At 39.7% G+C, this 17170-nt stretch carries 14 protein-coding genes and 1 riboswitch; of the genes, 6 read left to right on the top strand and 8 right to left on the bottom strand.

Going from position 1 to position 17170, the window contains the following annotated elements; translation table 11 throughout:
* The first annotated feature begins 8 nt into the window (after positions 1–8).
* From CMT41_RS06145 to CMT41_RS06130, 4 genes are all read left to right on the top strand, one after another.
* Positions 9–734, top strand: coding sequence for a CoA transferase subunit A (locus CMT41_RS06145; protein ID WP_058026642.1), 726 nt, complete (start codon positions 9–11; stop codon positions 732–734).
* A 2-nt stretch (positions 735–736) separates the two neighbouring features.
* Complete coding sequence (locus CMT41_RS06140) at positions 737–1393, top strand: 3-oxoacid CoA-transferase subunit B (RefSeq protein ID WP_058026641.1); 657 nt, start codon at positions 737–739, stop codon at positions 1391–1393.
* A gap of 228 nt (positions 1394–1621) precedes the next feature.
* Positions 1622–1724: riboswitch (cyclic di-GMP riboswitch) on the top strand.
* 59 nt (positions 1725–1783) lie between these two features.
* Entirely contained in the window at positions 1784–2143 is a 360-nt protein-coding gene (locus CMT41_RS06135) for a DUF3718 domain-containing protein (protein WP_231732984.1), read from the top strand.
* Positions 2144–2401: 258 nt separating this feature from the next.
* On the top strand, positions 2402–3553 hold the full coding sequence (locus CMT41_RS06130; protein WP_057180403.1) for a patatin-like phospholipase family protein: 1152 nt from the start codon (positions 2402–2404) through the stop codon (positions 3551–3553).
* A gap of 82 nt (positions 3554–3635) precedes the next feature.
* On the opposite strand, the gene CMT41_RS06125 is transcribed toward CMT41_RS06130, so the two are convergent.
* Entirely contained in the window at positions 3636–5603 is a 1968-nt protein-coding gene (locus CMT41_RS06125) for a monovalent cation:proton antiporter family protein (protein ID WP_057180402.1), read from the bottom strand.
* 360 nt (positions 5604–5963) lie between these two features.
* On the opposite strand from CMT41_RS06125, the gene CMT41_RS06120 reads away from it, so the two are divergent.
* Positions 5964–6881 (top strand): GGDEF domain-containing protein, encoded by a 918-nt coding sequence (locus CMT41_RS06120; RefSeq protein ID WP_058026640.1) that lies wholly within the window; start codon positions 5964–5966, stop codon positions 6879–6881.
* A gap of 31 nt (positions 6882–6912) precedes the next feature.
* Here CMT41_RS06120 and CMT41_RS06115 read toward each other — a convergent pair whose 3' ends face one another.
* From CMT41_RS06115 to CMT41_RS06105, 3 genes are all read right to left on the bottom strand, one after another.
* The gene (locus CMT41_RS06115; protein ID WP_057180399.1) at positions 6913–7623 is read right to left on the bottom strand and encodes a hypothetical protein; all 711 of its coding nucleotides are present in this window, start codon (positions 7621–7623) and stop codon (positions 6913–6915) included.
* Positions 7624–7667: 44 nt separating this feature from the next.
* Entirely contained in the window at positions 7668–9020 is a 1353-nt protein-coding gene (locus CMT41_RS06110) for a DEAD/DEAH box helicase (protein WP_058026639.1), read from the bottom strand.
* Between the two features lie 238 nt (positions 9021–9258).
* Positions 9259–9891, bottom strand: a complete 633-nt coding sequence (locus tag CMT41_RS06105; protein WP_057180395.1) for a TetR/AcrR family transcriptional regulator — start codon at positions 9889–9891, stop codon at positions 9259–9261.
* 1298 nt (positions 9892–11189) lie between these two features.
* Here CMT41_RS06105 and CMT41_RS06100 point away from each other — a divergent pair.
* Complete coding sequence (locus tag CMT41_RS06100) at positions 11190–13049, top strand: M2 family metallopeptidase (RefSeq protein WP_083494348.1); 1860 nt, start codon at positions 11190–11192, stop codon at positions 13047–13049.
* A gap of 155 nt (positions 13050–13204) precedes the next feature.
* Here CMT41_RS06100 and CMT41_RS06095 read toward each other — a convergent pair whose 3' ends face one another.
* Genes CMT41_RS06095 through CMT41_RS06085 form a run of 4 tightly spaced genes read right to left on the bottom strand, consistent with a single transcriptional unit; the run spans position 13205 to position 16768 of the window.
* Positions 13205–14452: a dihydrolipoyllysine-residue acetyltransferase gene (locus CMT41_RS06095; protein WP_058026638.1), complete on the bottom strand. Its 1248-nt coding sequence runs from the start codon at positions 14450–14452 to the stop codon at positions 13205–13207.
* 30 nt (positions 14453–14482) lie between these two features.
* A complete protein-coding gene (locus CMT41_RS06090; RefSeq protein WP_057180321.1) occupies positions 14483–15460 on the bottom strand; it encodes an alpha-ketoacid dehydrogenase subunit beta in 978 nt (325 codons plus the stop codon).
* The gene (locus CMT41_RS19010; protein WP_157466288.1) at positions 15447–15584 is read right to left on the bottom strand and encodes a hypothetical protein; all 138 of its coding nucleotides are present in this window, start codon (positions 15582–15584) and stop codon (positions 15447–15449) included. Before CMT41_RS19010 ends, CMT41_RS06090 begins: the two co-directional genes overlap by 14 nt.
* A 2-nt stretch (positions 15585–15586) precedes the next feature.
* Positions 15587–16768 carry a thiamine pyrophosphate-dependent dehydrogenase E1 component subunit alpha gene (locus CMT41_RS06085; protein ID WP_057180320.1) on the bottom strand — a complete coding sequence of 394 codons (1182 nt, stop codon included), beginning with the start codon at positions 16766–16768 and terminating at the stop codon, positions 15587–15589.
* Positions 16769–17170 lie beyond the last annotated feature (402 nt).

Below are 17170 nucleotides of genomic sequence, written 5' to 3'. Positions count from 1 at the left end.
AGATAAAGATGGCAGGATTTGACAAAGTAGTAGCAAGCTATGAAGAAGCCTTGGCTGGACTTACCGATAACATGACAGTGATTGCCGGTGGCTTTGGCTTATGCGGTATTCCAGAGAATTTAATTAGCGAAATAAAGCGTAAAGGCACTAAAGGTTTAACCTTAGTGTCAAATAACTGTGGTGTCGATGACTTTGGTTTAGGCGTGTTGCTACCAAACCGTCAAATTAAAAAAATAATTGCCTCTTATGTGGGTGAAAATGCTGAATTTGAACGTCAAATGATGGCGGGAGAGTTAGAAGTAGAATTAACCCCACAAGGCACACTGGCAGAAAAAATTCGCGCTGGTGGCGCTGGTATACCGGCATTTTTCACCGCCACAGGTGTCGGCACACCCGTAGCAGAGGGTAAAGAAGTACGCAGTTTTAATGGTAGAGATTATATTCTAGAAGAAGCCCTTATCGGTGACTTTGCCATTGTAAAAGCATGGAAAGCGGACCGGTATGGTAATTTGATTTTTAGAAAAACAGCGCGTAACTTCAACCCATTGGCGGCGACTGCCGGTAAAATTACCGTCGTTGAAGTAGAGGAAATTGTTGAAGTTGGTAGCTTAGACCCAGATCAAATTCATACCCCAGGTATCTATGTAGACCGCCTTATTCAAGGAACTTTTGAAAAACGCATCGAACAACGTACTACTCGCCCTGCAGATCCGCATAAAGTAAAAGGAGCATAACCATGGCTTTATCAAGAGAACAAATCGCCCAGCGTGTTGCCCAAGAGCTAAAAGATGGTTATTACGTTAATCTAGGCATAGGTATTCCGACGTTAGTAGCAAATTATATTCCACAAGATATTGAAGTCATGTTGCAATCAGAGAATGGCTTACTGGGTATGGGACAGTTTCCAACGATAGATGAAATTGATGCCGATCTTATTAATGCCGGCAAACAAACGGTTACTATGGTAAAGGGTGCTTCAGTCTTTGACTCAGCGGACTCTTTTGCCATGATACGTGGCGGCCATGTCGATTTAACTGTACTAGGCGCCTTTGAAGTGGATGCTAATGGTAATATCGCTTCATACATGATTCCTGGTAAATTGATCAAAGGCATGGGTGGAGCAATGGACTTAGTTGCTGGGGCAGAAAATATCATTGTTACTATGACCCACGCGTCTAAACATGGGGTATCAAAGTTGCTTAAAAACTGCACTCTGCCTTTAACCGGTAGAGGCTGTATTAAAAAAGTATTAACGGATTTAGCCTTTATGGAAATTAAGGACGGGAAGTTTCATTTACTGGAACGTGCCCCTGGTGTTTCCGTTGAAGAAATAATTCAGTTAACAGAAGGTGAGCTTGTTGTTAATGGTGATATAGCAGAGATGAAACTGTAACCCTGTACAATTTCGGACAACTTTGTAACAATATATATTTTATAGACCACAATTAAAAAAAAGCAGGCGCGCCCCCTTATCACAAACAAAAAGGCAATATTAATCAAACCGTTGCCTTTTTTTAATCTAGTAACAATTTAACTCAATAACGCACACCATGTCACTGACAGTAACAGATCAGCCCATTTAACTTGCACTTTACTAACAATTACGTGATACTTGCTATTGACAAAGAAAAGGCAAAACACGCGAAAACGTGTTACGCAAAACCACCGGTCTAAGGGTTGATTTGCTTTATAGCAAGTTAATCTACGACAGCGGAGTCACCTCGTTAACAGGTACATCCCGTGGTTTTTTCTTTTATTAACTCCATTATTTAAGGTTTTTAAAATGAAAAAATTATTAATAGCTTCAACCATCACTGTTTTAACATTAGCGTCTGTTGTAACAACACCAAAGGCACAAGCTGCTGACATTGCGACAAGTTTATGTCAGTACGTGGCATCCGATGACAAGAAACGCATGCGTTCATTTTTAAAAACGAATAAATTAAAAATTCGTCGTATCTTCAACGGTATTAAGTGTAATGGGAAAAACTTATTAGAGTTTGCATCAACTTCAGGCTCAGTAAAAACAGGTTCTTTGATGATTTCAAAATTACCAAAGAAAGTTGTTTCGGCTAACCTAGCATTCCTGCAAACTGGATCGCAACCATTGATAGACGCTGCTAACGCTCGCGTTAGTAGTTAAAATTATTTTAAAGTAGACGTTAATACCTTTTAGCAATAAAAACGGATGAGTAAAAGCAATACTATTTAATAATTCTATGTCATTTAAAAAGTCAGCTTCTGCTGGCTTTTTTTTGTCTTAAATAAAATATATCGCCTATAATAATCCAGCTATTTCCTAGCGAAGTAAATAAAAAACACTTACACTTAAGTCATTGAAGCCAATTAAGAAATATATTTGTGCAAGTCATTAACAATCATAAAAAACGACTTATTATCTATGACACTAAAAAGAAATTACCTTAATAGTAAAAATGCTCTTGTGCTAACGGGTGGTGGTGCCCGGGCAGCTTATCAAGTTGGCGTATTATCAGCGATAGCAAAGTTTATCCCAAGAAACCATGGTATTCCCTTTCCTATTCTTTGTGGTACCTCTGCCGGAGCCATCAATACCACATCACTTGCCTGTTATGCTTCCTGCTATCATTTGGGAGTAAAAAAACTAGAATGGGCATGGAAAAACTTTAATATATCGAGTATCTACTATAGTGACCCTGTTAGAGTATTTAGTCACATAAGCCAAGCTATGTTAGCGAGCTTTCAAGCTGATTATGCCAATAGATCACCGCGCAGTTTACTAAACAATGCGCCACTAAGAAAGTTACTTGACCAAATACTAGATTTTAACCGTATTGATAAAAATATCGCCCGTGGCTACTTAACCGCCGTATCCATTACCGCATCAAGTTATAGCAATGGTGACTCCATTAGCTTTTATCAATCTGATGGCTTAGCACACCCTTGGTCACGGGTAAAAAGGCGCGGGGAATTGTGTCAGCTAAACACCGAGCATTTAATGGCTTCAGCCGCAATCCCCATGGTATTTCCATCGGTAAAAATTAAAAATCAACACTTTGGTGATGGCTCAGTGCATCAGTTATCACCTTTAAGCCCAGCAATACATTTAGGGGCAAAAAAAATATTTGTTATTGGGGTAGATCAGCCCAAAGAGCCTTTACATGCAAGAGAAAACAATCCCCATCCACCGAGTTCGGCAACGATTGCTGGTCATTTACTGGACTCTATTTTTGCTGATACTATGCATAGCGATCTCGAACGCATGGCCCGTATTAACTCAACCCTCAAGCTAATATCGGCTAAAAATAGAAAGGAAAATGAAGGATTACAGCATATAGATAGCTTTGTCATTAACCCGAGCCATGATTTTAATGCTATTGCTAGTCAGTATTACTACGATTTACCCCTATCTATTCGCATACTTTTACGCGGGGTTGGCATAGGTAATGACTCAGAATCGAGTATCATCAGTTACTTGTTATTTGAAAAAAATTTTTGCGGTGAATTGATAAGGTTAGGCTTCGCTGATGCCATGGAGCAAGAGCAAGCCATTAGAGCCTTTCTAGACATTTAAATAGACAAGTTTTATGTTGTTGCTTAAAAATAGACGCCTTGCGAAGCAAGTATTGTCCTCGCTTAATAAGCTCAGGCAGATACTAGCCGCCTTCTTGTAAGTAACGCTCAACTCGTTCCACTCGGCGCGGTTTTCCTCTAACAACTAGGGTATCTTGATCTTGTAAAACAGTGTCTAATGCGGGTGATTCTGTTTCCACATCACCTCGGTGTAAGGCGACAATATGCACGCGGCGCTGATCTAGCGCTAAGGTAGCAAGTGATTTACCACAGGCAAAAGAGTTATTATTGATGAGTATTGCATGAGCAAATTCAATTCGGTCAATGCCGTCAGGGCTCATATCGGTTTGCTCGCCCTGAAAAAAACCATGCAGGTGGTTATAGTGATTTTTACGCTCTTTTTGCACACGGCGCATAATACGAGAAAAAGGTACGCCTGATAATGACAAGACTTGAGACACCAACATTAAACTACCCTCTAAGCTTTCCGGCACAACTTCATTGGCGCCAGCCGCTTTAAGCGCAGTAAGTTGGTCATCGTTACGTGTTCTAACTAAAATGGGTACCTTTTTATTCATACTTCTTACTTTTTGAATCACCTCAAGGGATTGTTTATCATTGCCAAAAGCAATAACCACCAGTTTAGCTTGGGCTAAATTAGCAGCATTTAGTACCTCTGTTTGCCGACAGGAACCAAAGAGTACCTTCTCACCAGCTTCGCGGGCTTTTCGTGTACGCAGTGGATCGACATCGATAGCGATAAAATCAATTTTATCTTGTTTTAGGAAGCGACTTACTGTTTGACCAATACGGCCAAAACCACAAATAATGACGTGATCAGCCAAGACATTATTTTCCGGTAATTCTGATAAATCTAAGGTCTCTGCGGTCTTTTCTTGACTTAAAAATAGCGCCCAAGATCTAGCATTGTTAATCATAAAAGGGGTGATCGCCATGCTAAGTACTCCTGCACCAAGTAACATAGAGGCGACATCAAGTGATAAGACCTGACTTTGACTGGCTAAAGCAATTAACACAAAACCAAACTCCCCCATTTGCGCCAGCATTAACCCAGATGCCCAAGCATCTTTACCTGACTCTCCCGCTCTAATTGCCAGCGTTTTAATGACCATAACTTTGACCAACATAAAACAGAGCATCAAACTTAATAAACTAAAAGGTGAGGATAATATTAAGCCGACATCTAGCTTCATGCCAACGGTAATAAAAAACAAGCCTAATAAGATATCACGGTAGGGTCTGATATCCGCTTCAAGTTGATGTTTATATTCACTTTCACTTAGCATCATACCAGCAAGAAATGCGCCTAAGGCCATTGATAAACCAAACCACTGGGTGAAAGCAGAAGCTAAAAGGGTAACTAACAAGGTAGTTAAAACAAAAAGCTCATCGGTGCGAACTTGCGCAATAATATTAAAAACTTTTGGCAGTAACCATTTACCAACAAATAACAATAATGCGACTACCACTACCCCTTTAACCATAGCAAGCATTAATGCCCAAACCATGGAACTCTGGCTATCAAGTGCCAACATAGGAATAACAATTAATAAGGGTACTACCGCAACATCTTGGAAAAGTAAAATAGCAACAGAAAGTTGCCCCGACTTGCGGTTCATGGCGCCACTTTCACTGAGTTGCCTAATAACAATCGCGGTTGATGAGAGGGCTAATATACTACCAACGACAAAAGCTGCCGATAAACTTAAGCCAAAAGCTAATCCCGCGACCATAAAGATAAGTAAAGAAATAGCCACTTGTAAGCTGCCGACCGAGACCACTAGATGGCGCATGGCCATTAGTCTAGGTAATGAGAATTCCAGCCCTAAGGTAAAGAGTAAAAAAACAATGCCTAGCTCGGCAAAGTGATCATAATCGGCTTGATCATTAGCGATATTTAAGCCATGTTGACCCACGATCATACCCGCGACTAAATACGCTAAGATAGCTGGTAATTTCAACCGACGAAATAGCCATACGACAAATACAGCACAGGTTAATATCGCAAGAATTTCAAAATAACCGCTCACACAACTTCCTTTATTTTGTTATGTTCATTTCTAAGTACAAGTAATAGCTCAAAACTTAACGTTATTTGCCAAGCGGCAATACTTTGCCGTCTAAGCTATGACTCAAGGCAAGAACTAGTTGCAATAATTATAGTTTAGCCAGCATTAAAGTATTTTAACAACAAAAAAAACTACATTTCAATTAGTTAAAGTACTAGATTGCACAAATAGTCTCTCTTTGACCTAAAAAACGATACATCCCAACAAAATGGTACATTTATTGCTTTTAAATAAGTAGTGAAAAATAACGTCAAAATATGCTCTTTTAGCAGTAATTTTTGAATAATTGGCGTTAAAAGATATAGTTAATGAGGTTGTCGTATGCAAACACTAAACGTACTTGATAATAGATTCTCACCATTCAATACCTATAGTTCATTGGGCACTGATGCGCTTGTTGCAGAAAATATTACTGATATTGTTTATGATAAACGTAAAGTATTAGACTTTATGACGCAATTACAAACCACACTGGACATAGATACATTATTAAATATTTTTGCCGTAGAAGCGGCACGCTACGTTGATTTTTCTGGACTTTATTTTAAAAGTCAAAGCTTCAATAAGGCATTACGTGGTAGCAGGAAAGCTAAAAAAGAGCGCCGATTTGATTTGAAAATTGCCGATGATTTTATCGGTACCCTCAGCTATGGCATTAATAGTCCGATCAGTTTAACTAATTATAAAGTTTTACAGCAACTGCACCTATGTTTATTGCACCCACTTAAAAATGCGATTGCCTATCATGCTGCGATGCAACTGGCCATGCAAGATGCGTTAACAGGGCTAGGAAATCGGCGCTATTTTGATGAGCAATTAAAACGCGCCATGCATAATGCTAACCGCCATCATAGTTTGGTTGGTTTGGTCTTAAGTGACTTAAATAAGTTTAAAGCGATTAATGATTGTTATGGCCACGCAACCGGCGATTTAGCCTTACGAGAATTTGCCAATGTATTACGTCAGTGTATTCGTGACTCGGACAGCTTATTTAGATTTGGCGGCGATGAGTTTGCCATTATCGTCGAGAATGCTAACGATAGCGCCTTAGCCATTATTGAAAATAGAATAAACCTGGCATTAGCTAGCAATGTATTGTTAAGTAAATATCAATTAAGTTGCAGTTTAGGTTCAACTTTTATGAATAGGGCTGATAATGAAATGAGTTTCTTTGAGCGTGCAGATAAAGTTTTATACCAAAGTAAAATGAAAACGACTGCACATTTAAGTGTGGTCTAAAGAAAGCTGATCTGGCTATCTCTATTTAGCATTAGCCACTGTTATTCATTAGCGCCTTAAAGGCCACTTTACGTTCATTCGCGGTGGCATTCACTAATAGTCGACAAAAACGCACGGCTTGGGCAAATGATTTTTCATCAATATCACCATGACTCATGTATTGTAAAACAGCCATAACATACGGCTCATCTAATAAAAACACCTTGGCATAGTGATTAATCGCCTCAGCTAATGAGGGATACAAGACACCATCAAAGCTAAAGGTATCAGCTGCCACTAACTCATCCTCATTGAGTTCAATACCATGAACCACTAATGGCCAGCCTAAATAGTTAACTCTCTCCTTGGCCACTTCATACATAAACCAAGCGCTTCGGGCAAAACCGGCAAAGTTTCCTTGCTCAAATTCACTACTCGCTAATTCTTGCTCAGACCACTGAATACCGATAGCAAGGTCTTTTGCATAGCGCTTTAACAATTGGCGTTTTACCAAGTGTTTAACGGCCCAAATATTCTCTTCATGATTATTTTTAGCCAGTTGTTGACACTCATAGCAAGTTGGCACAGATATCACGGGATGAGAGCATGAGCGTAACAAGTATTGCTTAGTCTCATTAGCAGAAGTCGCACTGATGGCTGGAAAAATAAAACTTACTTGGCTAGGCTCACCGCAAAACCAGCAACAATGCCTTTTACTAAAAGGTGTTTCAATTATTGCTACTGGTGCTATTGGGGTATCCATGTTGGGATGGCAATTTGACACTGAGTGACGTGCTCAGCTAAAAGCTAGCGCTTCCTTTTAATTTTACTATTGTATTTACTGTTAGTTCGCGCCATTTTATTTTTCTGCTGTGCTTTACTTTTAACGTCTTTTTTAGCTACGTTTTGATTTTTTTCTTGGGTAGCACGATATCTGTTTTTACTCTCACGCTTAATGTTTTCTTCTTGATAAGCCTCGGCTTCTTGGCGATTAAACTCGTAACCTGGTACGACAATACGTTCAAATTTCCGCCCAATAAGCTCTTCAATATTACCTAAAAAACGTTCATCTTTGGGGCTTACTAAAGAAATAGCCGTTCCTGATTTTCCCGCCCGGCCCGTACGGCCAACACGATGGACATAATCTTCAGGTAAAAAGGGTAAATGAAAGTTAACTACATAGGGAAGATCTTCAATATCTAAGCCTCGAGCAGCAACATCGGTTGCCACTAATACGCGCACTTTACCTTCTTTAAATTGCTCTAAGGCCTTATTTCTTGCACCTTGGGTTTTATCGCCATGGCATAATGCCGTTTTAATACCGTCAAGTTTTAGCTCTTTTGCTAAGAGGTTAGCACTTTCTTTGGTGCCAGCAAAAACAAGTACTTGCTGCCAGTTATTCACCCCGATCAACTCAGAAAGTAATTCACGTTTGCGCGCTTCACTTACCCAGTAAACTGATTGCTTTATTTTACCTGATGTGGTGTTTTCTCTAGAAACGCTAATGGTCTTTGGCGTCTTTAACAATTTATTGGCTAATGATTTGACCCGTTCTGAAAAAGTGGCGGAAAACATTAACGTTTGATGGTTATGTTTAATCGCTAACATCAACTTTTCAATATCGGTTAAAAAACCCATATCCAGCATGCGATCGGCTTCATCTAAAACAAGGAATTTCACTTGTGATAAATCTACATTATGCAAGGCTAAGTGCTCTAACAGACGACCAGGTGTGGCCACTAAAACGTCAAGTCCTTGTTTTAGCACCTTAGTTTGTGAGGCCATTTTACCGCCACCATAAATAGCGGCAGTTTTTATCGGCATGAATTGACTAAATTGTTTGATGTTATCAGCAACTTGTTTGGCCAGCTCACGGGTTGGCGTTAATATTAACGCGCGAAGTGCTTGACCTGATGCGCTTTTTTCATTACCTGAAGTATTCGCACTGTGAGCTGCATGGTTGGCTTTAGCAATGGCATCTAAAATGGGTAAGCTAAAAGCTGCTGTTTTTCCAGTACCCGTTTGTGCACTCGCTAAAAGATCTGTGCCTTGGCGAATAACAGGAATAGCTTCTTGTTGAATGGGGGTTAAATTTTTATAACCACAGGCCTTAACCGCTTTTAATAAATCCGCTGATAAGCCAATTGTATCAACACTCATATGTCACCTAAACCCTAAATAAACGCGTAAAAAACTGAAATAGCATAATGGGGCGGGATTATAATACATATTTTTATTAAAAACAGAACTAGTCTTGATTTATTAGCTTGCCCGTTAATTTAGAGCTTAAACTTTTGTTGGCTAGGCGGGCACGCTAGGTCAGCAGTTCCTCCGCCAAGGTTGTTAATGTGAGGGTTTACCCTTGAGAGTAAACCACCGCTAATGCGCTATAAAAATCTTAGTTATAATTAGTAATCGGCGCGGCAACACCCGCGGCAACATAAGGAATAACGCGCTCGATAACTCCAGCAATATCTAACTGATTGTTAAAATCATTTTGGGCAATATCAATCAGGGCTTCACTTGATGACATAGTAAAAACAATAGTGCCCATGGTGAAATGTAAACGCCAAAACATTTCTTCAGTACTCAACTCTGGGTAAGCTTTTTTTACTGCTTTGGTAAAGTTGGTGAACACATCCGGGTACTGGGTTGTGAGGAACCAACGTAAAAATCCTTGGCTGTCGGTATAGCCTCGTCCTAATAACTGCAAAAATGTGCTGGTACCGTTTTCTTTAAACTCATTAAGCTTGAGTAACGGCTCTATAAACGCATAAAAAACCTCTTGTAAGCTCGGTTTACGTTCGGCTTGGCATATTAATGCCAGTGCGGACTCTAATTGCGGTGATAATTCATCCATATAACGAGACATCACGGCTTTGATCAACTCTTTTTTAGAGCCAAAATGATAATTTACAGCCGCTAAATTAACATTAGCTTGGCTGGTAATTTCTCTTAAAGAAGTACCATTAAAACCTTTATCGGCAAAAAGTACATCGGCGGCATCTAATATTTTATTTTTGGTACTCATACTTCAACTTCTAATGTTTGCTTTTTAGCCGATTTAATAGCAATCGCACTAAATATAAATAGCCAGTTTAAACACCCGTTTAAAATAGCGTATTTTTTGTAAATAGGTCAAGCTTTTAAAAAGGTAGATATTAAAATCATTAAAAATAGTGAATCATAATTCTCTATACAAAATGTTACTCTATCTATACAGTAAAACACAACCAGAGCATTTATGATTAACTCAGTTTCAAACACGCAGTGAGTTAAATACCTCCCTGTTGTGTGACTCCCTGTTATATCATTGTTTTTGTTTATTATTGTTTTTATATTTCAACCCTGTTTCATGTTGTAGTTTGCTCATTCCTTTGAATGAGCTTTTTTTTGCCGGAAATTTAACTTTAGCAGTGCTAAGTTATCCCGTAACAAGGTTAAAATACAGCTAACAATAGCACTCTATACAAAATGTTACCCTATCTATACAGTAAAATACAACCATAGCATTTATGATTAACTCAGTTTCAAGCACGCAGTGAGTTAAATGCCTCCCGGTCGTGTTGACTCCCTGTTATATCATTGTTTTTGTTTATTATTGTTTTTATATTTCAACCCTGTTTCATGTTGTAGTTTGCTCATTCCTTTGAATGAGCTTTTTTTTGCCCGAAATTTGATCTTAGCAGTGCTAAGTTCTCCCGTAACAAGGTTAAATTGCAGCTAACAACAGCACTCTAGTACAAAACGTTACCCTATCTATACAGTAAAATACAACCAGAGCATTTATGATTAACTCAGTTTCAAGCACGCAGTGAGTTAAATAGCTCCCGGTCGTGTTTACTTCCTGTTATATCATTGTTTTTGTTTATTATTGTTTTTATATTCCAACCATGTTTCATGTTGTAGTTTGCTCATTCCTTTGAATGAGCTTTTTTTTGCCCGAAATGTGACCTTAGCAGTACTAAGCTTCCCGTAACAAGGTTAAATTGCAGCTAACAACAGCACTCTAGTACAAAACGTTACCCTATCTATACAGTAAAATACAACCAGAGCATTTATGATTAACTCAGTTTCAAGCACGCAGTGAGTTAAATAGCTCCCAGTCGTGTTGACTCCCTGTTATATCATTGTTTTTGTTTATTATTGTTTTTATATTCCAACCATGTTTCATGTTGTAGTTTGCTCATTCCTTTGAATGAGCTTTTTTTTGCCCGAAATTTGCGCCATGCCAGTGCTAAGTAACTATTTTCCCTATAAACTTTGTATCAAGCATACATTTTTATATACTAGCGCCACCTAACAACTGATCTAATAATGATTATAAAAATGAAACAGATTAAAAAAATATTTAAGTTTACCGGTCTTGCTTTAATTATTGCCGCTTCTTTAACCGCGTGTGATCAAGGTTCAAGTCAACAAGCCTCAGTAGAAAAAGTGCCCTCCGTTAGTGGCCAAGTAACACTAACCTCGGCAGATGCGCAAAAATTCTTAGATGATGTAGCCAAAGAAATGGTAGCTATGAACCTAGAAGGTTCACGTGCCGCGTGGATATATGCCAACTTTATCACTGAAGACACAGCGATTTTAGCCGCTAATGCCGATCAAAAGTCTACCGATGCTGGTGTGAGATACGCCATGCAAGCCGCTACTTTTGATCAGGTAGACGTTAATGCTGTACAACGCCGTCAACTAAACTTTTTAAAACAACGCTTAGTTATGCCTGCACCACAAGACCCGAGTAAATCAGCTGAGCTTGCCACCATAGGCGCTAAGCTTGGCAGCATTTATAGTAAAGGTAGCTATACCACTAAAGCGGGTGAAAAGCTTAGCTTAGGGGATATGACCGCTATAATGGCCAATTCTCGCGATTACGATGAACTACTTGAAATGTGGTCAGGCTGGCGTGAAATTAGCCCAGAAATGAAACCCCTTTATATCCGCCAAGCAGAGCTTGCTAATGAAGGTGCTAAAGGCCTGGGTTACCCAGATTTAGGTGCTATGTGGCGTTCAAATTATGATATGCCTGCCGATGATTTTGCAAAAGAATTAGACCGACTTTGGGGTCAAGTTAAACCTCTATATGATGACTTACATTGTTATGTGAGAACTGAGTTAGGTGAAACTTACGGTACCGATAAAGTCCCGCAAGACCAACCTATTCCGGCTCATTTATTAGGTAATATGTGGGCGCAATCTTGGGGAAATATTTACGACTTAGTCGCTCCTGAAGATGCTGATCCTGGTTATGATGTTACTAAACAATTAGCCATTCATAATTATGATGAAATAGACATGGTTCGTGGTGCGGAAAAGTTCTTTACCTCCCTTGGTTTTGACGCCTTACCAGAAACTTTTTATAGCCGTTCATTATTTACTAAACCTGCCGACAGGGATGTAACTTGTCATGCCAGTGCCTGGGATCTAGATGCTAAAGATGATATTCGCATCAAGATGTGTATCCAAAAAACTGGTGAGGAATTTAATGTTATCCATCATGAGTTAGGTCATAACTTCTACCAACGTGCTTATAAAGACCAACCAGTATTCTTCCAAAACAGTGCCAATGACGGTTTCCATGAAGCTATCGGCGATACCATTGCCTTATCAGTTACCCCTAAATACTTAAAGGAAATCGGCTTAATTGATACCATTCCTGATGAATCAAAAGACATTGGTTTATTAATGAAGCAAGCACTTGATAAAATTGCATTTATTCCCTTTGGTTTAATGGTTGATCAATGGCGTTGGAAAGTTTACTCCGGTGAAATCACCCCGGAAAACTACAACAGCTCATGGTGGGAATTACGTGAGAAGTACCAAGGTGTAGCCGCCCCTATCGATCGCGATGTCAATGCATTCGACCCAGGTGCTAAATACCACGTACCAGGTGGTGTGCCTTATAGCCGATATTTCTTAGCACACATTCAACAATTTGAATTCCATCGTGCGTTATGTGAAATTTCAGGTAATACTGACCCGATTCACCGCTGTTCAATTTACAACTCTAAAGAAGCCGGCGCAGCACTTAATACCATGTTAGAAATGGGTTCAAGCCAACCGTGGCAACAAGCTTACAAAGTTATTACCGGCAGTGAGCAAATGGATGCTAGTGCGATTTTAGATTACTTCGCACCATTACACGTTTGGTTGAAAAACAAAAACCAAGGTAAACAGTGTGGTTTTTAAGGTTTAAGCACTCGCTAAACTGATTAACCTTGTGTAACTGAGCAAGGTTAGTCCATTAAAAAAGCCCCGTTATCTTCAGGTATTAACCAATGATAATGGGGCTTTTTATATATTAGCTTATTATAGCTTTTATAGAGTAACTACCGCTTTAGCAGTTAACTCATATGTACTAACATATGACTCGGTTTCTCTAGGAATGACTTCCATAAGTTACAAAAACGAGCAATAGTACCGCCATCAATAACTCTATGGTCGCCAGACCAACTCACTTGCATAATACTGCGAGCTACTACTTCACCTTGGTCATTAAAGCGCGGTAATTTTTGTAATTTCCCCAAGGCAACTATAGCCACTTCTGGCTTATTAATAATAGGAGTCGCTACTGTGCCACCTATTGCACCAATGTTAGAAATGGTAATAGTGCCACCTTTCAAATCTTCACTTGCGACACGACCACTACGAGCATCATTTGTTAAGCGCATAATATCGTTCGCTAACTCTAATATTGACTTAGTTTGCACCTGCTTAATATTAGGAACAAGTAGGCCGACTTTTGAATCTACCGCCATACCAATATTGTGATCATCAAAGTAAGTAAGCTCGGTACAGTCTTCATTCACTTTTGAGTTAACCAAAGGGTATTCTTTAATCGCTAATGACATTGCCTTCATAAAGAAAGGCATCATGGTTAATTTAATATCTTGCTTAGCGTAAATTTCTTTTAACTCGCCACGTAAAGCGATGAGCTCAGTTAAGTCAATCTCTTCACAATAGGTAAAGTGTGGAATAGTACTGACACTATTTTGCATCGCGGTTGCCATCACTTTTTTAATACCACGAATTGGCTCTACTCTAGTACCACCGACAACAATCGCTGGTGTAATACCTTGACCATTTTGACTATATGCCACTACGTCATCTTTATAAACTCGACCTTTTTTGCCACTGCCGGTAACTTGGTGGATGTTAATATCAAGCTCACGAGCAACACGTCTAACGGCGGGACTTGCTAGGGCTTTAGCATTGGCGGGTTGATTGCTGTTATTAACACTAGCCTGGCAAGTCGCTGGACTTAGTGTTTCTGCTAAAGCAGGTGACTTGGTCTCAGAAACTTTGACTTCTGGCTCAGCGGTAACTGCCTCTGCCTCATTACTGCTACTTTCACCTTCAACAATCATAGAAAAAAGTGGCGAATGCACTTTAGCAATTTCACCTTGTTTATAATACAGTTTTTCCACAACACCTGAATACATGGCAGGAATCTGGACTAAGGCTTTATCCGTCATTACATCAGCGATAGGCTGATCTTCAACAATAGTTTCACCTTCTTTTACTAACCACTCGACAAGTTCACACTCAACGATACCTTCGCCAATATCAGGTAATATAAAATCAATACTCATGTGCTGTTTCCTGTTAATAGGGAATTATCGTTAAAAATTAACGGTTTTTTTGATAGCTTCATATACTTTTAAGTGATCGCTTACATACTCTTTTTCTAACGCTAATGGGTATGGCGTATCTAGACCACAAACACGAGCAATAGGCGACTCTAGGTGTAAGAAACACTCATTTTGAATGGTAGCAGCAATTTCACTGGCAAAGCCTGCGGTTAAAGGTGCTTCTTGACTGATAAGTAAACGACCGGTTTTCATAACAGAGCGGCTAATGGTTTCAATATCCCAAGGCAAGATAGTACGTAAATCGATCACTTCACAAGAAATACCATCGTTACTGGCCATTTGTGCGGCTTTTTCAATGATTTCCATTTGTGCGCCCCAAGCGAGTAAAGTGATATCCGTACCCGTTTGTACCACTTCAGCTTTACCTAATGGCAACTGATAATCTTCTTCTGGTACTTCACCAACCGACGCTCGATATAAACGTTTCGGCTCAAAAAATATCACGGGGTTATCATCACGAATCGAAGCAAGTAATAAACCTTTCGCTTGATACGGGTTACGTGGGATAACCACTTTTAAGCCTGGTGTATGAGCAAAATAAGCTTCTGGCGATTGACTATGATATAAACCACCGGCAATACCACCACCGTATGGAGTACGAATAGTGAGTTTACCAACATTAAATTCATTACCGGTACGGTAGCGGAATTTAGCCGCTTCATTAACAATTTGATCAAAGGCAGGAAAAATGTAATCGGCAAATTGAATTTCAGCAATGGCAACGCTGCCTTGGGCAGCTAAGCCGTTAGCAAAACCAATAATGCCCTGCTCTACTAGCGGTGTATTGAAACAACGTGCTTTGCCGTATTTTTCTTGTAAGCCACTGGTGGCACGAAATACGCCACCAAAATGCCCAACATCTTCACCAAAACAAACCGTGCGCTCATTTTCCGCCATGGCAATATCTAGCGCGCTATTAATGGCATGTAATAAATTAAGTTGTGCCATGATTAAAATTTCCCTGCTGCTGTAGTTGGGTAAGCTTCATGAAAGTCAGTGCTGCTGTAGTTGGGTAAGCTTCATGGAAGTCAGTGCTGATACCACACACTTGGTCAATATAGATTTTCGCCATGATTAAAATTTCCCCGCAGTAAATGGATAAGCTTCTGGATACTTATTAATGTGAGCTTTCACCTCATCTAATTGAGCTTGCAGCTGTGCCGATGGCACATCATAAACATCCGTTATCATGGTATCTATGTGCGGTTTATCAATGACCTCAGCCACTTTTACCGCGGCTAAGATTTCTTCTCTGAGTTTTTCAAATAAAGCGGTTTCTTGCGCTTCATCCCACCAGTTTTGTTTAACTAACCAGTTTTTCATCCGTAAAATAGGATCATTCGCTTGCCACTTAGCTTCTTCTTCTTTGGTACGGTAACCTGATGGATCGTCCGAAGTGGAGTGAGCGCCAAGACGATAAGACATCGCTTCAATTAATACCGGCTTATGCTCTTTTACCGCATAAGCACGGGCAATTTGTGTGGCTTTTAGCACAGCAAGAATATCATTGCCATCAATACGAATGGTTTTAATGCCATAACCAACTCCACGAGAGGCTATACCGTTACCTCTAAACTGCTCATCAGCAGGCGTCGAGATTGCATAACCATTGTTTCGACAGAAAAAGATAACCGGCACCTCTTGTACTGCTGCCATATTTAAGCCCGCATGAAAATCGCCTTCTGAAGCCGCGCCTTCACCAAAGTAACAAATGGTTACTGCATCAAGACCTTGTAACTTTTGTCCATAAGCATAACCCGTTGCTTGTGGGATTTGCGTAGCAAGCGTAGAAGATACCGTCATACAGTTCAGTTCTTTTGAGCCGTAATGAATAGGCATTTGACGACCTTTACCTAAATCGTCGGCATTACTGAAAAGTTGATTCATGAAGTTTTTAAGGCTAAAACCGCGGAACATTAATGCACCTTGTTCGCGATATTGCATCATGATCATATCTTGTGGTTGTAATCCCGCAGCACCACCAACACTTGCAGCCTCTTCACCCAATGCGGTCATGTAAAAGCTTAAACGACCTTGGCGCTGTGATGCCACCATGCGTTCATCGAATACCCGATGAAAGGCAAAGGTATGATAAATTTTTATTGCTAACGTTTGGTCAATGTCTGGTAAATCCGCATTGGGGTAGGTTGTACCGTCTTGTTGTAAAATTCTCAATTCAGGAATTTCAACACTGTGTCCGTCGATAAAAGTAGGCTGATGCACTACGGGTCCATCATTATAAAGTTCTGTGCTCATAATGTTCTCTTCTTGTTCCCCTAACGCGCAAGCTATTGCGGTTAAAGTCTGCGAAAGTTGATACCAAATTGATTTACTCACCCTTAATGGTCAGTAAATTAAAGAAAATGGCTATTAACTATTAATTATTTTTTGTTAGTATAGCTAATTTATACCTAGGTATAGTATGAAGTAATAACCTCATTTAACTTTACCTTTACGTCAACTGACATTCAATAAACGGCGGCAATGAGTTGCCATGCGAGTCACAAAAAGTGAGCAATATTCTTTACACTGGTGTTAAGGAATAGCAATAGAAAGGTATTAAGATAAAGATGAGTTATCACTTGGCCTTGGCAATAGCCTAGTGATAACTCTTTGATAGTTGTTACTTAACCTGAACTCTGGATAAGCAGCACTTGC

This window comes from Colwellia sp. MT41 (genome assembly GCF_001444365.1).
Lineage (GTDB): Bacteria > Pseudomonadota > Gammaproteobacteria > Enterobacterales > Alteromonadaceae > Colwellia > Colwellia marinimaniae.
The sequence above is the reverse complement of the archived record's forward strand: the minus strand, read 5'-3'. Positions and strand labels throughout refer to the sequence as shown.

Coding starts and splice junctions, on each gene's coding strand:
- CMT41_RS06095 (WP_058026638.1), bottom strand. CDS start 14,452: ATGAGTATTGATTTTATATTACCTGATATTGGCGAAGGTATCGTTGAG.
- CMT41_RS06140 (WP_058026641.1), top strand. CDS start 737: ATGGCTTTATCAAGAGAACAAATCGCCCAGCGTGTTGCCCAAGAGCTA.
- CMT41_RS19010 (WP_157466288.1), bottom strand. CDS start 15,584: ATGGCGAAAATCTATATTGACCAAGTGTGTGGTATCAGCACTGACTTC.
- CMT41_RS06120 (WP_058026640.1), top strand. CDS start 5,964: ATGCAAACACTAAACGTACTTGATAATAGATTCTCACCATTCAATACC.
- CMT41_RS06110 (WP_058026639.1), bottom strand. CDS start 9,020: ATGAGTGTTGATACAATTGGCTTATCAGCGGATTTATTAAAAGCGGTT.
- CMT41_RS06130 (WP_057180403.1), top strand. CDS start 2,402: ATGACACTAAAAAGAAATTACCTTAATAGTAAAAATGCTCTTGTGCTA.
- CMT41_RS06135 (WP_231732984.1), top strand. CDS start 1,784: ATGAAAAAATTATTAATAGCTTCAACCATCACTGTTTTAACATTAGCG.
- CMT41_RS06085 (WP_057180320.1), bottom strand. CDS start 16,768: ATGAGCACAGAACTTTATAATGATGGACCCGTAGTGCATCAGCCTACT.
- CMT41_RS06145 (WP_058026642.1), top strand. CDS start 9: ATGGCAGGATTTGACAAAGTAGTAGCAAGCTATGAAGAAGCCTTGGCT.
- CMT41_RS06100 (WP_083494348.1), top strand. CDS start 11,190: ATGAAACAGATTAAAAAAATATTTAAGTTTACCGGTCTTGCTTTAATT.
- CMT41_RS06115 (WP_057180399.1), bottom strand. CDS start 7,623: ATGGATACCCCAATAGCACCAGTAGCAATAATTGAAACACCTTTTAGT.
- CMT41_RS06105 (WP_057180395.1), bottom strand. CDS start 9,891: ATGAGTACCAAAAATAAAATATTAGATGCCGCCGATGTACTTTTTGCC.
- CMT41_RS06090 (WP_057180321.1), bottom strand. CDS start 15,460: ATGGCACAACTTAATTTATTACATGCCATTAATAGCGCGCTAGATATT.